Origin of the sequence: Burkholderia sp. SIMBA_051, from assembly GCF_046534915.1 — a bacterium.
Classification (GTDB): Bacteria; Pseudomonadota; Gammaproteobacteria; order Burkholderiales; family Burkholderiaceae; genus Burkholderia; species Burkholderia ambifaria.
This window is the reverse complement of record NZ_JAWRXS010000005.1, coordinates 25864-42044: the sequence shown is the minus strand read 5'-3', so window position 1 is coordinate 42044 and position 16181 is coordinate 25864. Positions and strand designations below refer to the sequence as shown.

At 61.6% G+C, this 16181-nt stretch carries 14 protein-coding genes; 1 reads left to right on the top strand and 13 read right to left on the bottom strand.

What is annotated here, in order from left to right:
- Positions 1-25: 25 nt before the first annotated feature.
- A complete protein-coding gene (locus tag SB771_RS13415; protein WP_175705218.1) occupies positions 26-583 on the bottom strand; it encodes a flavodoxin family protein in 558 nt (185 codons plus the stop codon).
- Between the two features lie 131 nt (positions 584-714).
- Between SB771_RS13415 and SB771_RS13410 the strand changes: the two genes are divergently transcribed.
- Positions 715-1677 carry a LysR family transcriptional regulator gene (locus SB771_RS13410; RefSeq protein WP_175705188.1) on the top strand — a complete coding sequence of 321 codons (963 nt, stop codon included), beginning with the start codon at positions 715-717 and terminating at the stop codon, positions 1675-1677.
- A gap of 226 nt (positions 1678-1903) precedes the next feature.
- On the opposite strand, the gene SB771_RS13405 is transcribed toward SB771_RS13410, so the two are convergent.
- The 12 genes from SB771_RS13405 to SB771_RS13350 form a co-directional block, all read right to left on the bottom strand.
- A complete protein-coding gene (locus tag SB771_RS13405) occupies positions 1904-2704 on the bottom strand; it encodes an enoyl-CoA hydratase/isomerase family protein (protein ID WP_410721800.1) in 801 nt (266 codons plus the stop codon).
- A 62-nt stretch (positions 2705-2766) separates the two neighbouring features.
- On the bottom strand, positions 2767-3525 hold the full coding sequence (locus SB771_RS13400) for an enoyl-CoA hydratase/isomerase family protein (RefSeq protein WP_244096881.1): 759 nt from the start codon (positions 3523-3525) through the stop codon (positions 2767-2769).
- Between the two features lie 16 nt (positions 3526-3541).
- Positions 3542-4585, bottom strand: a complete 1044-nt coding sequence (locus SB771_RS13395; RefSeq protein ID WP_175705189.1) for a CDP-6-deoxy-delta-3,4-glucoseen reductase — start codon at positions 4583-4585, stop codon at positions 3542-3544.
- 47 nt (positions 4586-4632) lie between these two features.
- Positions 4633-6882: an acetate--CoA ligase family protein gene (locus SB771_RS13390; RefSeq protein ID WP_410721799.1), complete on the bottom strand. Its 2250-nt coding sequence runs from the start codon at positions 6880-6882 to the stop codon at positions 4633-4635.
- 468 nt (positions 6883-7350) lie between these two features.
- Positions 7351-8193, bottom strand: a complete 843-nt coding sequence (locus tag SB771_RS13385) for an SMP-30/gluconolactonase/LRE family protein (protein WP_175705191.1) — start codon at positions 8191-8193, stop codon at positions 7351-7353.
- A 78-nt stretch (positions 8194-8271) separates the two neighbouring features.
- Positions 8272-9015 carry an SDR family oxidoreductase gene (locus SB771_RS13380; protein WP_175705192.1) on the bottom strand — a complete coding sequence of 248 codons (744 nt, stop codon included), beginning with the start codon at positions 9013-9015 and terminating at the stop codon, positions 8272-8274.
- A 148-nt stretch (positions 9016-9163) separates the two neighbouring features.
- Positions 9164-10135 (bottom strand): sugar ABC transporter substrate-binding protein, encoded by a 972-nt coding sequence (locus tag SB771_RS13375; RefSeq protein ID WP_175705193.1) that lies wholly within the window; start codon positions 10133-10135, stop codon positions 9164-9166.
- A gap of 213 nt (positions 10136-10348) precedes the next feature.
- On the bottom strand, positions 10349-11530 hold the full coding sequence (locus SB771_RS13370) for a porin (protein WP_175705194.1): 1182 nt from the start codon (positions 11528-11530) through the stop codon (positions 10349-10351).
- Between the two features lie 670 nt (positions 11531-12200).
- On the bottom strand, positions 12201-12590 hold the full coding sequence (locus tag SB771_RS13365; protein WP_175705195.1) for a type II toxin-antitoxin system VapC family toxin: 390 nt from the start codon (positions 12588-12590) through the stop codon (positions 12201-12203).
- Between the two features lie 11 nt (positions 12591-12601).
- Complete coding sequence (locus SB771_RS13360; protein ID WP_175705196.1) at positions 12602-12820, bottom strand: type II toxin-antitoxin system Phd/YefM family antitoxin; 219 nt, start codon at positions 12818-12820, stop codon at positions 12602-12604.
- Positions 12821-12933: 113 nt separating this feature from the next.
- Positions 12934-14154 (bottom strand): ABC transporter permease, encoded by a 1221-nt coding sequence (locus SB771_RS13355; protein WP_175705197.1) that lies wholly within the window; start codon positions 14152-14154, stop codon positions 12934-12936.
- Between the two features lie 2 nt (positions 14155-14156).
- On the bottom strand, positions 14157-15881 hold the full coding sequence (locus SB771_RS13350) for a sugar ABC transporter ATP-binding protein (RefSeq protein ID WP_244096882.1): 1725 nt from the start codon (positions 15879-15881) through the stop codon (positions 14157-14159).
- Between the last annotated feature and the right edge of the window lie 300 nt (positions 15882-16181).

The following is a 16181-nucleotide window of genomic DNA, read 5'->3' as shown; positions in this document are numbered from 1 at the left end:
GGCCCGGCCAGCCGACGACTGCAGATCAACCGCGGCCGTTGCGGAACTGACGGGCCGTTTCGGCAACCCGTTGCCCCAGATGAGCAGCTGTCTTCAGGTCGCTTTCGATCGGCGACAGTTCCGGCGACTCGTCCTTGGAGTAAGCCATGGCACCCAGCCAGCCGCCGATCCGGTTCTGTTCGTCATCGGATTTACCGGGGAACAGGTCGACGCCCACCCAGATCATCCCGTGCTGAGCGGCAAACAATGCCATCGAAACCAGCGAGTTGAGCTTGTCGCCGTGGATGGCGCCAGAGTTGGTGAACCCGGCGGCAATCTTGTTGCGCCACTTTTGCGGAACCCATGCAGTGCGGGTCGAATCTTCCATGAACTGCTTGAATCGCGCGCTGACGAGACCGTTATAGGTCGGCGAGCCGAAGATGATCGCGTCGCTGGCTTCAAGCACGTCCCATTGAACCGGGCCGTCCGCAACCGCGAACAATTGCACTTCTGCGCCCTGCACCTTGCGGACACCCTCGGCGATTGCCTGAGCCTGTTTCGCGGTGTGGCCATAGCCGCTGTCGTACACGATGGAGATCAACATCACGATCCTTTCGATTTACCAATACCGACCATTATCGCGATGGCGATGCTTCGCGAGAACGTATGTTCGGGTTGAACGATCTACAACGTAAGGTTGATAATCAAAAGACAAGCTACCGATAGACTGATGCCATGGACTCTTCACAACGTGTACGGGCAATACTCTCCTTTGTGCAGGCTGCGCATAGCGGCAGCTTCGCCGCCGCGGCCCGGAATCTCGGTATCTCCTCGGCTGCAGTCAGCAAAAACGTTGCAAGCCTCGAGCAAGCGCTCGGCGTACGCCTCGTCAACCGGACAACACGTTCGCTCAAGCTCACGTCCGAAGGCGGCGCGTTTCTCGAACAAGCGCAGATTGCCCTCGACGCACTCGATGCGCTCGACGCGGCCGTGGGTTCGGTATCGGGGCAACCGGTGGCCCCGAGCGGCCGTGTGCGCATCTCGACCAGCGCGGCTTTCGGACGCAACCAGGTTCTGCCTGCCCTGCCGACACTGCTGGCCCGGTATCGCGATCTTCGCGTCGAGGTCGATTTCGACGACCGGCGCATCGATCTGGTCCAGGATGGCTACGATCTGGCGATCCGAGGCGGGCGGATCGCAGACTCGTCGCTGGTTTCCCGGTCTGTATGTCAGTTGAATATGGTTCTTGTGGCATCGCCGGCGTATCTTGCCGAAGCGGGTACGCCACGCACCGTTCAAGAACTGGGCCGGCACCGGCTTATCGGCCGTCGCTTCCTGGCTGGACGATTGTCTCCCTGGATTTTTCGACAAGCAGACGGAACGCTGGCGGAGTTCGGCGTTTTCGCCCCTGTTGTCACCGTCTCGGCGCCGGAAGCGGCTGCGCAAGCCGCACTGGAGGGACTCGGCATCGCGCAGGTCGGTGTCCATCATGCCTGGACCCATCTCCGTTCCGGTGAGTTGAAGACCGTGCTGACCGACTGCCACCACCCCGGCACGTACGAAATGGTTCTGCAGTATCCGCATCGCGCGCTGCTGGCACCGCGCGTGCGCGTCACGGTCGATCACCTGCTCGAAGCGTTTTCGCGCGACGAAGCGCTACACGTCCCGATCGGCGCCATGGCCGACTTCCAGGCCTGATGCAGGCTAGGCGCGCGGATGGTGTTTGTCGGCCGCCCCGCTCACATCGCACAACGAGCACGTTCCTGTCAGCGATCGAACGGTTCGTTCCCGTAGCGATCGCTTAACTGCCATTCACCGCTCCCGAATTGTCGGCGTGGACAGCTGGCGAGTGTTTCCGTCTGCCCGCTAAGCGGGCGGGACATCGTTCACCAGGCCGGTTCGTCAGAACGTAACAACGACACCTTTACTTACCCTGAAATTTCGGCTTGCGCTTTTCTTTATAAGCTTGAATCGCCTCTTTGTAATCGTCCGTACATTGCACGACTGCCATCTGGGCCGCGACTGAATCGAGGCTCGTCCGCAGATCCGTTCGCATCGACTGGTACATGAGCTTCTTGATCTCTCGCAACTGAATCGGCGGCCCATCCGCGAGTTGGGCGGCGAATGCCAACGTTTCGTCGATCAATGACGCGTCGCTGAATACCCGATTGACCAATCCGATCTTCAGCGCCTCATCGGACGATACGAAGGCACCGGTCCACAACAGTTCGAGTGCCTTGGCAGGGCCGACCAGCCGCGGCAGGAAATAGCATCCGCCGTTACCCGGCAGAAGACCGACACGGATATACGCTTCGGAGAAACGTGCAGATTCTCCAGCGAATCGCAGATCGCACATCAGCGAAAGATCCATCCCCGCACCGACCGCCGCGCCGTTCACGGCCGCAATCAGCGGCTTCTCGAATGCCTCGACTGCAAGCGCCACCTGGTGCGTAACCTTCTGCAAGCGCAATTTTCGCTCGAGTGGCGTTGGATCGCGCGCCGCGTCTTCTGTGGATCGCCGCCCGAGATCACCGCCCGAGCAAAATGCATCGCCGGCACCCGTAATGACGAAACAGCCGATCGAATCGTCGTCGTTCGCCGATTTCAATGCGTTGCCGAGCTGTGCCAGCATGTCCTCGCTGAGCGCATTCTTTTTTTCCGGTCGATTCAGCCGTGCGACCATCACCCGACCGACCGTGCTGATTTCAAGATCAGACAATTTCACCTCCTTCCGTAGTGCTCGCCCGTCCACACCGCAGACAGGGCGAACGAGTGTTCGACGTGCCGTTACTTTGCGGCCTGCTGCCGGTGACGAGCGTGTTCGCCGCGCGCCTCGGCGAGCGCCTCTTTCAACGCGCGATTGATCCAGCGCTTGTTGTCGGCAAACACGGCTCGGTCTTTTGCGCCAAGGCCTGTCGCCACCGCGCTCGCCGCGACAGAGAGTTCTTCCCGCCTCACGACGCTCCTGACGAGGCCTCGACGTTGCGCTTCCGCCGCAGACATCCGGCGTCCCGTTTGAATCAGGTCCAGCGCCAGCGCTCGTCCGCCGATCACCGCGAGAATGTTCGCGCCCGAGAACGTCGCAATGCCGAGATCGATCTCGGGCAGCGCAAGGTCCGCCTCGTCGACGGCCACGCAAGCATCCGCAAGCAGCGCAAGCATCGCCCCTCCGCCGATCGCCGCGCCATTGAGAACCGCGATGACGGGCTTCGGCGCGTCCATCACAATGTCCTGCAAAGCCGCCAGCGCGTGCGAGCGCCGCTCCTTCTGCCGCGCCGTGTCACCGTCCTCGGGCTTCTCTCGCACGTCCACACCTGCCGTGAAAACCCGTTCGCCCGACCCGGTCAACATCACCGCCCGAATCTCCGGATCGTCGACACCCCGAGCGATCGCTGCGGTGATGTCCTGGACCATGCCGACAGTCATCGCATTCGCCTTGTCGGGTCGATTCACTGTGATCCAGAGAAAGGCATCCCGTATGTCGACCACCACGCTACTTGTTGCTGTTTCCATTTCGTTCTTTCCCGATTGCTGATTCACATTCACGTCGCCACGCCATTCTTCATGCCGGCGCTGGCGTACTCGACACGAACATGTCGGCATGAAACTCGTGTTCCGGAAGTCCGCAAGCCGCGGTGAAATCGCGCAGCGCCGCCTGAACGACTACCGGCGCTCCGCATGCGTAGACCTGATGACCGGACAAGTCCGGGTAGTCCTCCATCACCGCACGATGCACGAAGCCCGTCCGGCCGTGCCACTCGTCGTCGGGACGTGCGTCCGAAACAACCGGGACATAGTTCACGCCGTATTCGTCCGTCCAGGCATGCGGGAGCTCGTCCAGATAGAGGTCGGCGGGACGCCGCGCTCCCCAATAGAGCGTCATCGGCCTTCGGCTGCCCTTGCGTACCTCATGCTCGATCATCGACTTGATCGGCGCGAAGCCGGTCCCGCTGGCGACGAAGATGATCGGCTTGTCACTGTCGTCGCGTACGAAGAACGTGCCCATCGGACCTTCGAGACGCAGCAGGTCATTCACCTTCATCGCGTTGAACACGTGTGTGCTGAACGGGCCGCCATAGTTGCGCAAATGCAGTTCGATGAATACGTCGTCGTCCGGAGAATTGGCCATTGAAAGGCTGCGTCGGATGCCGCCGTTCATCAGAACGTCGATGTACTGGCCCGGTAGAAACGCGAGGCGATCCTTTGCCGCCGTCCTGAGCCTGATCCGCATTACGTCGTCGGCCAGCCGCTCGAGCCGGTCGACGCGGCAGGCCAACCGCCGCACGGGAACGCCTTCGGCTGCGTGAACAACCTTGCAGGCCACGGTAAGCGCCGACAGCGGCTTCGCCTGACACAGCAGCGCGTAACCTTCGCGCCGCTCAGCGTCCGACAATCCACGCTGGTCGCTTCCACCGTGATCGACCGAGCCTGCCACGATCTTCGCCTTGCACGCGCCGCATACGCCGTTCCGGCAACTGTGCGCCAACGGATAGCCGCTGCCGAGCGCCGCGCCTAGAATCGTGTCCCCACGCGGCACGTCCAGCGTGCGGTCGAGCGGCTCGAACGTCACCGGATAACTTTCCGGTATTACCTGACTGTCACTCATGGATAACTCACCTGGATCTCGAACGGAGTGGGATCGTTGCGTTACGTTCACGACGACCGCCCCTCTTTGGCGTCATGCGGAACAATGAGTGCGTCGGCGGCAATCACGCCGTCGGGCGTGGCGAACAGCGGATTGATGTCGATTTCCCGCACGCGGTCGCGTTGTTCCCACGCGAAGCGGGACAGCGCTGCGAGCGCCGAAGCAATCGCGTCCACATCCATAGCAGCACCACCGCGCGCGCCGTCGAGAATGCGGCGACATTTCAACTCGTCGAGCATTTCTCGCGCGGTTGTCTTGTCGAAAGGCGCCAGTCTGCAGGTCGAGTCGCCGAGCAACTCGGCATAAATACCGCCCGCGCCCACGACGATCACCGGCCCGAACACGACATCGTTTACCGCACCGGCGATGAGTTCGACGCCGCCGCGCACCATTTCCGATATCAGCACGCCGTCGATACGCGCAGTCGGCATGTAGTTGCGCGCATTCGCGAGTACCTCGTCAATCGCGGATTCCAGTTCGGCCCGCGTGCGGATGCCGACCTTGACGCCGCCCGCTTCGGTTTTATGCGGGATATCTGCTGACACGACCTTCACCACGAGCGGCGCCGTCAAGGCATCGAACACCGCACCATCCGCACGCGTGACAATGACGTCTCGCGTCACCGGAATGCCCGCGGCCGCCAGAATGGCCTTCGAATCCGTCTCGGACAACGCGCCTCCCGGCGCGATCGGATGCACATCCCCGGACGCACCGGCCACGAATTCGACATCGTGCACCCGGTTCACGCGACACTTGGCCTCGTGATAGCGCGCCAGCATGGCGATCGCTTTCGCCGCGCGTGACGGGGACGGCAACACGGGAATGCCGGCATCATCGAACCGTCGCAGCGCATCGCCGATCTCGCTGGCCGGTGCGGACGAGAACACGACGATCGGCTTCGTGGCATTTGCCGCCACGCGCGCCAGCACATCGGCCGCCGCGGTGCTACCCGCCTTTCCGGTCGTCGCAAGATTGACGCACACGGCGTGGACATCGTTGTCTTCCAGTACCGCCTGTACCGCAGTCGTCAGCTTGTCTGCGTTGCTCGCGGAGAAATAGCCGGCGGTAAGATCGATCGGATTGTGAACCGCGCCGATATTCGGCACGACGGCCTGGAGCTTGCGCTGCGTGTCTTCGCCGAGCTCGCACAGCGTGAGCCCCTGCGGCTCGCCTGCATCGGCGAAGACGATGGCCGACCCGCCCGACACGCCCATCACGGCGACTCCGTTGCCGGTCGGATACTTGGCGCCGGCCAACGCTTTCAGGTAATCGACGGCCTCGTGGATCTCGCTGATTTCCACGATACCGGTCTGCTTGAACATCGCTCGGTAGAAATCGTATGTCCCCGTCATGCTGGCCGTGTGCGACGCCGCGGCGCGCGCGCCCTGCTCCGTGACGCCGCCCTTCCACAGCAAGATCGGCTTTCCGGCCACCATGGCCCGACGCCCGACGTCGAGCAGCGCGCGGCCATCTCGGGTTCCCTCGATATACGCGACGATGATTCGGGTTTGCGGATCGTCAAGCAATGCATCGATGAGCTGCACCGTGTCGATATCGGTCTCGTTGCCCGTTGCAATGACATGACGGAACCCGATATCCGCGGCGGAACAGGCGAGCGCGAGGCTGTAACCGAAGCCGCCGCTCTGCGTCACGAGCGACACGCCGCCCGCCTTCAGCTTCGGCTCGCGCGTGATGCTGCCGAATGCCGCATAAACATTCGAATGAATGTTGGCGAAACCGAGGCAGTTCGGCCCGATGATGCGCATGCCGGCATTGCGCGCCAACGCAAGCATGCGCTGCTCTCGCTCGATACCTTCCGGTCCGCTTTCGCGGAAGCCGCCGCTCAATACGACCGCGAACGGCACGCGCTTTTCGGCGCAACCATCCAGAACCGGCAACACCCCCGCCGCGGGGACACCGATGACCACGAGATCGACCGGCTCGTCAATCTCGGCCACCGAGCCGTAGCACTTCAGTCCCTCGAACTGTTCGTACTTGGGATTCACCGGGAAGATCTTTCCCGCGTACCCGTTCTTCAGCAACGCACGGACAGCCTGGGAACCCGGCCGTCCCGCATCGTCGGACACACCTACCACCGCGATCGAGCGCGGTTCGAACAAATGTCTGAAGTCGTTGTGGTTCATATCGTTACTGGCTAACACACCATCGATGAGAAATTGGGGGATTCGAAAGCGCGCCTGCTCGGGGGCCTCACAACGCCGCGCGATCCGATCGCAGCACTCGCGGACGGCGGTCAATGCGACGTCGCCGACAGGAAACACTGTAGTCCGCACGGTCGCACGAGTCAAATAAAATGGAACTCGTTCCATTGTTCGGAACCGCAAGCGAAGTCGCAAAAACCGCTTCGCACTGTCGACTACGTGCGGCTACCGACAGGAAATGGCTTTGTGGCATCACCACGCGAAACGCGCGTGGCAATGCGAATGCATCGACGGATTCGAAGGATTGACAAACCACCGGCACACTTCGGCGGTCGTACGATCCGCAGGAAAGTGGCAGAACTGCTTGCGAGAACGGTCAGGCCCGGCACAGCGGTCGCCCTTGGACGCGCTGTCGATGCGCCAGGCGGTGCCCCGAGAAGTTCATGCCGCGGGCACGACATTGCTGGAATTGCGGCGCCTACGATCAGACAAGCGGAGTCGTAGTCGTGGAGCGTCGTCTCGTGGAGCGTCGTCTCGCGGCAACGCTCACCGCGAGACGATGGCTCATTGCAACGCCGGCACGTCGACCTGAACGGTCAATACAGCAGCGTTTCGCTTACGAGCGGACAGTTCGTCCAGCGTACCGCGATAGACGGTGCAAAACAGTTGCCGCCCGTCGGCACCACCGAGCGTGCACGATACGGCACGGCCGTCAAAAGCGATCGCATCCGTGATGACGCCGCCGTCCAGCACGCGAAGAACCTCGCCGGTGTTGAAGCAGGCGACCCACACCGCGCCTGACGCGTCGGCGCATATCCCGTCCGGTTCGCGCCCGCCGAGATCCGCATAGATGCGACGGTTGCCGAGTTGCCCGCGGCTACCGATATCGAATGCAGTCAGCCGGTGAAGCCAGGTTTCCGCGACGATCAGAGTCTTGCCATCATCGACGATGACCGCACCATTCGGAAATTCGAGTTCCGTGGCGGCCACACTGATCACGCCATCGCGATCGACGCAATGCAGCGCGGTCAACGCCTTCGGTTCGCCGGCGTCATAGTCGTAACCGAAATTGCCGACGTAGATCCGTCCGTCCCGATCGATCACGAAATCGTTGACATCGCCGGCGGCGACCCCTGACAGATCCGCATACTCGACGATCGAGGTGCCGACTATCTTCATCAACCTGCGGTTCTTCGACGACACGACGATCGGCGTTCCATCCGGCAGAAACCCCAGCCCGGACGGGCGATGCGGCACTTCGCAGATCCTTTGCCGCATACCGTCCAGGCCGAGTGCGTAAACAGCGTGGTCGAAGACGTCCGAAACCCACAGCCGGTTATCGTGCCAACGCGGCGCCTCCAGGAAGATGAAGTCTTCCGCGAAAAGCGAGGGTTGGTATGTTCTCATGTGCTCCTCCTCATCCCTTCAGGCCACGGCACAATGCCGAGCGCGAACGACCGCCCTCGGCATTGGCGGGCCGCCGGGTTACCAGCCGCCGTCGATCTGGATGTTCTGCCCCGTGATCAGGTCCGACTGCGGCGACGAGAGGAAGACCGCGAGGTTCGCTACGTCGACCGCCTCGATCCGCCGCTTGAGGCTCTGACGCTCGAGGATCCAGTTGTGATACTGCTCGCGGGTATCCGCACGATCACGGAATTCGGCTTCGGACACCACCGCGCCTGGCGAAATGCCGTTCACGTTGACGCCGTGCGCGCCGAGTTCACGGGCCAGCCCCTTGATCAAACCGTACAGCGCGCCCTTGGACGCGATGTACGGCACGTATCCGTCCCACTGGCCAGTCAGCGTCAACGACGTCACGTTCACGATCTTCCCGTAGCGGCGTGCCTTCATCGCGCCGCTGCACGCCCTTGCCAGCGCGAAGGCAGCCGAGGAATTGATCCGCACCTGATCCTCGTACTCCTCGATCGAAAACTGTTCGAACGGCTTCATGATGACGAGCGCCGCGTTGTTGACCAGAACGTCGATCCCGCCGACCTCCTCGGCCAACGCCGACACAGCCGCCTCGGTCGCAGACAGCTGGTTCAGATCGCACCCGAAGTAGCGCACGTCGCTGCCGAGCTTGCCAAGCGTCTCCTGCGCGCCTTCGATACCCGGACGGTCCAGTGCGATCACCGTTGCGCCCTCTTCGGCGAAACGCGCGACGAGCGCACGCCCGATCGTCCCCAATGCGCCCGTTACAAGCACCTTTTTCCCGGACAACTGAGTCATTTAGATCTTCCTCCAATTTTCATTGCGTGGTTGCGTCCCGACGTGGTCGGAACCCGGTACACCGGGAAGCATGGGCTCCCCGCCGAATCTGCATCGATGTCCGAATGAACGCGCCACCGCATTGCGCGGCGCGTGCACGCGGAATCGATCACCATTCCGCCGGACAAGCGGCCAAGTTCTCCTTCGTGATTGCCGGCGTGTCGTACGTGACGAATTGCGCTTTCTTCGTGTTCTTTCCGGTTGCAGCGTCATACAGCGCCTTGGCCGTAAGGCGCCCGATCAACTGAGGGCGTGTGCAGACCGAGCCGTCGATACCACCGTTCTTGATCGCATCGTTCCCGAGCCGCGACCCGCCCGCCGTCGCAACGAGCTTCGTCTTGGCGCCGCTGGAGCGCAGCGCGCGCGCGCAGCCGAGTGCCATGTCATCGGCATGGCTGTAAATCAGGTCGATGTCGGGATTGGCCGTCAGGATGTTCTGGCAGACGGATTCGCCCTTCGCAGGCGTCCAGTCCGTCGGTTGCGACGCGACGATCCGATACTTCACGCCCGCCTTGTCGAGCGCCTTCCTGAACCCGTCCGTCCGCTGCCGCACCACGGCGAAACCGGGCGCGCCTTCGATGATGCCGATCTTCGCGACGTGATCCTTCGGCAGCATCCGGGCGGCCAGTTCACCAGCGCGCTCGCCGGCAGCAACGTCGTCGGTGGTCACGAGCGCCGTCAGCTTGCTGTAGACCTGGCGAATCGGCACCTTGTTGGGATCGCCAATCTGTACCGCAGCCGCAACGAACGGAATGTTGCTGTCTGCCGCACGATCGACCCAGCCGCGCGCGACGACCGAGTCGACGGCGATCATCGAGATACCGTCAACCTTCTGTGCGATCAGATCGTCGACGGCGTTGCCCTGCCGTTCGACGCTCGCCCGGCCGTCCAGAACGACCGCGCGACAGCCGAGTTCCTTGCAGGCATCCTGAAAACCCTTGGCCAACGACACGTCGAACGGGTATTGCATGCTGTCCGCCACATACGCGAGCGTGATCTCCTTTGCGCCAGCGGTATTGAACGACAGCGACAGCATCGCCGCGAGTCCCGTCAGCCCGAGCCTTCTGAAAATAGCCTTCATGCTTGTCTCCTGAATCGTATTTTGATTTTGCAAAACGATCGGCATGGCCCGATCGCATCGAAGCATCAGACCGGCCTTCGTGCGCACTGCCACTCTAGACCGGCTACATCACGCCGTCAATAAATTTGGAACGCGTTCCACTGTTCGAAACCAAGGTGGCAATTTCAACGATATCCGGATGATCGCGATATCACGACGAAACCGCCTCGTCGGTCAGAACAGCGTCATGATCCCTGCGATTGCGCCGAACTGGCTGTGCCCGTAATTCGGTGCGACGTTGCCCGCGGCGCCGCCCTGTCTTGCATTCGGGCCGTACGGGTCGAGGAAGCCGTTCCCCAAGCCCAGGTTGGATGTCGAGCTGTTGTGGAGATAGGCAAGCTCGGAGTAAAAGAAAGTCCGCTTCGAAAGACTGTACGTGCCGCCGAGCGTATACATCGTCGCGTTGCCGTTGCCCCTGTTGGCATTGGCGTGGTAAACGCCGCTGGTCACGTTAATGAACGGATTCACGAGATAGGACAGCCCCACCCACTCGTGATCGACTGCTGTCGGCACACCGCTCACACCGGTGGGCAACGTACCAGGCGTCACCCCGTAACTCGCGGGGGTTGCGTCCGATGCGCTCAGATGCTGATAACCGACGTAGGCCTTGAGCGGGCCCCATGCATATGTGCCGCCGGCCATGATGGAGCGCGAGCTGACATACACGTTCGAGAACTTCCCGTTGGGATCGCGCGTTTCGTCGTAGATGGCAAGCAGTTCGAGATTGCCGGCGTTGTACATTGCCTTGACGCCATCAACCCGGCCCTGGGCACCGCCCAACTGATTCGGCCCCGAACCCGAGAGACCGGCACTCGACGCCGCCGAATTCCAGCCGCCCGGGTTGTTGGTCAGACTGTACTGCCCCTTGACCGTGAAACCACCCAGGCTCGGCGAGGTGTATTCGATCCCGTTGCCCGCCTGCGACCAGTTGCGCCCGCGCACTAGTGTCGAGACGGCGAACTGCTGGAACAGCTGAGGATCGAGATCGTAGCTGTCCTGCATGATTTCGCCGGCACCCGTGTTTCCCATCTTGAACGTGCCGAACCGGTCGTCCGTCATACCAACCCACGCGTGGCGGCCGAACAGGCTGCCGTTCTGAATGTTGCCGCTCAGCGTACTGATACCGGTTTCCAGCTTGAAGATCGCCTTGGTTCCGCCACCGAGATCCTCGGAACCTTCGATACCCCACCACGACTCACCGAATCCGCCGCTCTGCATGCCGACGAGTCGCCCGTCACCACGCCCGCTCCAGTAGGAGAAGCCGTTGTCGATCCGGCCGTAGAGCGTGACACTGCTCTGCGCATGCGCGCCTGCCGTCAATGCAAGCAGCGAAAGGCAAAAAATTCCCTTCTTCATATCCCTTCCTTGTGTTGATGTGTCTCCACCATATCCAGGCCGAAATACGCAGACGATCTGCATTGGTCGACGTATTTGCCTGTCCCGCGCGGCAAATTCTATTGACGCTTTTTGCCTCGAGCAGGCCTTCGGTGGATCAGGAAATCGATAATCAGGTTTCTCTTGCCTGGCTTTATTGGTTGGGATTCGGCAGGACGTGGCTACATTCGTTGACCAGTATTCCTTGTCGAGTTCGACGGTGTGTCAGGGGCGCTGCCGCAATCGATACGCTAGCCGTGATCAACGACTGAATACATAGATTCGACAAGTCCGACAAATGATATGCATCACTGATTATTGTATTGAAAACGCAACATTGAATTGCAACGCCCACCTCGACGAACACTTGCAAGACGTGGAGACAGGTGTGCACTACGCGACGATGCACGTCAATTCCATCGGCAGCAACGTCAATATCGTCCGACCGATCCGAAACGGGGAGCGTCCATCGGAACTTGACTACTGCCCGCATCGGTAGAGATTCGGAAAGAGATTTCGACGAGGCGCCGCATCCGATGTGGGATGCAGCGCCTAGTCGATCAAGAGGAGCATGCGGCGATGCCGAAGCCGAGTGAGTGAGCGCGCCGGATAACGCGAGAATCAGAAGGAAGGCCGTCGTGTGACGTGCTGGTCACCAGATCGACTCGCCATAGACGAGCGCACGCAAGTGCTCATTCGGGGTAACGAGCACGGCATTGACGGTGATCGCAGTGGCGGCGATCAACCGCATGTTCAAATCGAGTTCGGCGGGAAAGCTCGCGGCACGCACCGTAATGGCCATATCGACCGGCACGACCTGCAAGCCGTCGATCGACGCTAGTGTCGACAACCAGCGCCGCTTGTCGACCGATAGCTTCAGCCGTCCACTGTCGACATACTGCGACGCCTCGAGAATGCTGATCACTGAAATGGCGAGCGCTCCGGCACCCAGCTCCCGTTCGATCCTTTCGCGGATGGATGAACTCAGCGTGCCATGGCCGCTGAGCCACATCACCATCGCCGGCGTATCGAGGACGACCAAGGCGTCTCCGTTCAGGTTTCCGCGCACTCGCGGTTAAGCTCGGGATCGAAGTGCACGATCGCGGTACGCACCGACGCCACCGCGTTGCGTTTCGGCCCACCATATCGCCGAATTTCGATGGTCGGACGGCCGTGGTCCGTCACGATCACGCTTTCTCCGAGCATCTCAACCTGTCTGAAAAGTTCGCATGCCTTCGTCTTGAACATCGCCTTGGAAACGCGCTTTTCCATTTCTTTCCTCGCTGGCCGCGACATCGGCGCCACGCGCGCGATATCGCAACCTATGGACCCAGGTCTGCGGCACGAACACCAGCCCGCACCCATGCCGTACGATCTATCCGGCATCAATGCGCATTACCGCGCCGCCGGGATCCGCCCACGGTATAAATCGCCGCGGCGACGACAATGACCGTGCCTTCGATAACACCCTGGTAGTTGGCGCCGAGGTTCAGGATATTGAAGCCGTTCGCCAGCGTAACCAGCAGCAGCGCGCCCGCCAGTGTCTTGACGACACTGCCCGAACCACCGTAAAGCGACGTTCCACCCAGAATCGCCGATGCAATGACGGCGAGTTCCTGCCCCTGCATCGCGGTCGGATTGATTGCGCCGAGCCGGCTACCGAACAACACGCCGCCAACCCCGGCGACGCCGCTGCAAAGAACGAAAGCGGCCATCTTGTATCGTTTGACGTTGATACCCGACAGACGCGCGGCTTCCGGATTTCCGCCGACGGCATAGACGCGCCGCCCGGTCGTCGTGAAGGTGAGAACGGCCCAGACGACGGTCGTGAACGCGGCCATGTAGATTACCGGCTTCTGGACGGTCAGCTCCGCTCCGGCCCGCCACGACACGGCAACCAACACCACACCGCCGGTAATCGCCGCGACCGGCGCCACGATGCTCCGCCCCGCCCGCCGCGCGCGCGACACATACGACATGCCGCTCAGAGCGAGCAACACGCCGATGACGAGCAGCGGCCATGCGACATGTACTCGCCCGGATTCGAACGCCTGCATCGCAGCCAGCGCATCGGAGTCCGACACGGAGAGCGACCGTCCATCGGTCACGATCTGCACGACGCCGCGAATCGCCGTCAGCGTGCCAAGCGTGACGATGAATGCATTGATGCCGAGAAGCTGCACGATCGCCCCATTCAGCACGCCGACCAGCATGGCGACCACAACCGCCAGGCACGCGGCCGGCCAGAATCCCATCGAATCTGCACATCCGACCAGTACCGCGGCAGACAGGGCGGCGACCGAAGCGACCGACAGGTCGAAATTGCCGGTAATCAGGATGACTGTCATGGCCACGGCCATCATCGCGACCAGCGACGACTGGTAAAGCACGTTCGTGATGTTGCCGAGCGTGAGGTAGTTCGCACGCCCCGTATAGGCCGTGACGATCGAGAGTACGAGTACCAGAACGATCAACGCGTAATACACGCCCATTTCCCGCAGGCTCAGCAGACGCCGCAACGTCGTCGACGTATGCGACGCCGAGCTGGCTGCATCGTCTCCGCCGAACGACTGCACGGAATGATTTTTCGAAGTAGACAGATTCATGATCACTCGCTCATTGTTGATTGCTGCGCCGTGCATGTTGCGCGCTGGCCGCCGGCCAGCAATATCAATTCATGCTCGGAAGTTTCGTGTGCTGCGCGTTCGGCGATACATCGCCCATCGCGCATGACGAGGATCCGCTGGCTGACTGCCAGCAACTCCTCGAATTCGGATGACACGATGATCACGGCATTACCTGCGGCCGCCAACTCCCGTACGAGCAGCAGGATGTCGGTTTTGGCGCCGATATCGATGCCGGCGGTGGGTTCGTCGAGAAGAAAGATCTTCACGTCGCTGAACAGCCATTTCGCAATCGTCACCTTCTGGGCGTTACCGCCGCTCAGTTCCGTCACGATCGAATCCGGCGACTGCGCCTTGATCTTCAATCGCCTGATCGCCTCGGCCCCCCTTTCGCGTTCACGCTCGCGCTGCGGAAACAGTCGCCGCAGGGAGACGCATTCGAGCGCCGGCAACGTCGTATTGCGCCAGATTTCAAACCCCGGCACGAGACCCTGCGCCATGCGATCTTCGGGAACGAGACCGATTCCCGCCTTGACCGCTGCCATCGTGGAGCGCCGGATTGCCCGACCATTTACCCGGACTTCACCGGTTGCGTCCGGGTCCGCGCCGAAGATCGCGTGCAAAAGCTCACTGCGCCCCGACCCGAGCAGGCCAGCGACGCCTATCACTTCGCCGGCCGCGAGCGTCAGGGAAATCGGGGCGAGCTTGCCGGGAGACGCAACGTTGCGCAATTCGAGCCGCGCTCGTGTGTCTGCGGGATCCCGGCGCGTCGGTGTGCGCTCGAGAGCGACGAGTTGCCGCCCGACGATCGCCTCGGCCAGTCGGGATTCGTCGAGTTCGCTCGTTTCTGCCCGGACGACAACCTCGCCGTCGCGCAGGATCGTCACGCAGTCCGTCAGCGACATCACCTCGTCGAGAAAGTGCGAGACGAACACGATTGCCTTGTTTTCCGCGCGGGACAGATGCCGGACGATGCGGTAGACGACCTCGCGCTCCTCGGTTGCGAGCGACGCAGTGGGCTCGTCCATGATGATGAGGTCGGCGCCCGTGCCGAGTGCCTGGAAGATCGCGACCATCTGGCGCTGGCCGATCGACAGTTCGTCGACCAGGCGATCCGGATCGAGCCAATACCCCGTGCGTTCGCACAGCGCCTTATACCGGACGCGCAGCGACTCGTCGCATCGCCAGCGCCCCCGATCGCCGAGAAAGACATTCTCGAGCACGGACAACGTCGGGATCAGCGGAATATGCTGATGAATGGTCGCGACACCCGTCTCGTTCGCTTCCCGCGGGCTTGACCATTGAACGGGCGCCCCTCGCCACAGGATCCGCCCGCCCGTCGCCGCGAACGAGCCTGACAATATCTTGATCAGTGTCGATTTTCCCGCGCCATTCGCGCCCAGCAGCCCATAGACCTTGCCGCGGGCAATGTCGAGATCGACACCGCGCAGCGCTACCAGCCCATTCGGAAACGTCTTCGCGACCCGCTCGAGACGCATGAGCGGAACCTCCTCCGCTAGTTGCATCTTGCCTCCTTGTCTCTTCTTTTCATGCGTGGGCGGGAGTGTCATCGTTTCCCGTCCACGGGCGCGCCGATTTTCGGCGCGATCTCCGTTTTCCCGAAACGCCCTTTGCGGGCGACGCATCGTCCGCGTTGCATCCCGGGTGTTCTTCACTTCAACCCACATCCGAACGGCTTGCAGGTTCAAGCAAGCCGCCTAGGCATGACATCGTCGATGCGTCCGGGCAGCCCGCCCATCAAAATCGACTGCGCCTGCTCCGTCTCGCCCGGCCCTGCCTTCCTACGACCGCCTGCGCCACTTCCCTCGGGCGATTCGTGGATGGGACCGTTAGCGGGAACTGTAGCTCGCACATCATCGACCGTCAACGAAAATGAAATGCGTTTCGATGATTGAAACTTCGATTCGTTATCGCGCCCTGATACCGCACTCTCGTCATCTCTCATCCACGCATTATGCGTTCCACTGATTGGAACTTATTCTATTTAG

Excerpts from the sequence above, each read along its gene's own strand:
- SB771_RS13415 (WP_175705218.1), bottom strand. The coding sequence starts at position 583 with ATGTTGATCTCCATCGTGTACGACAGCGGCTATGGCCACACCGCGAAA.
- SB771_RS13410 (WP_175705188.1), top strand. The coding sequence starts at position 715 with ATGGACTCTTCACAACGTGTACGGGCAATACTCTCCTTTGTGCAGGCT.
- SB771_RS13395 (WP_175705189.1), bottom strand. The coding sequence starts at position 4,585 with ATGAGTGACAGTCAGGTAATACCGGAAAGTTATCCGGTGACGTTCGAG.
- SB771_RS13385 (WP_175705191.1), bottom strand. The coding sequence starts at position 8,193 with ATGAGAACATACCAACCCTCGCTTTTCGCGGAAGACTTCATCTTCCTG.
- SB771_RS13380 (WP_175705192.1), bottom strand. The coding sequence starts at position 9,015 with ATGACTCAGTTGTCCGGGAAAAAGGTGCTTGTAACGGGCGCATTGGGG.
- SB771_RS13375 (WP_175705193.1), bottom strand. The coding sequence starts at position 10,135 with ATGAAGGCTATTTTCAGAAGGCTCGGGCTGACGGGACTCGCGGCGATG.
- SB771_RS13370 (WP_175705194.1), bottom strand. The coding sequence starts at position 11,530 with ATGAAGAAGGGAATTTTTTGCCTTTCGCTGCTTGCATTGACGGCAGGC.
- SB771_RS13360 (WP_175705196.1), bottom strand. The coding sequence starts at position 12,820 with ATGGAAAAGCGCGTTTCCAAGGCGATGTTCAAGACGAAGGCATGCGAA.
- SB771_RS13355 (WP_175705197.1), bottom strand. The coding sequence starts at position 14,154 with ATGAATCTGTCTACTTCGAAAAATCATTCCGTGCAGTCGTTCGGCGGA.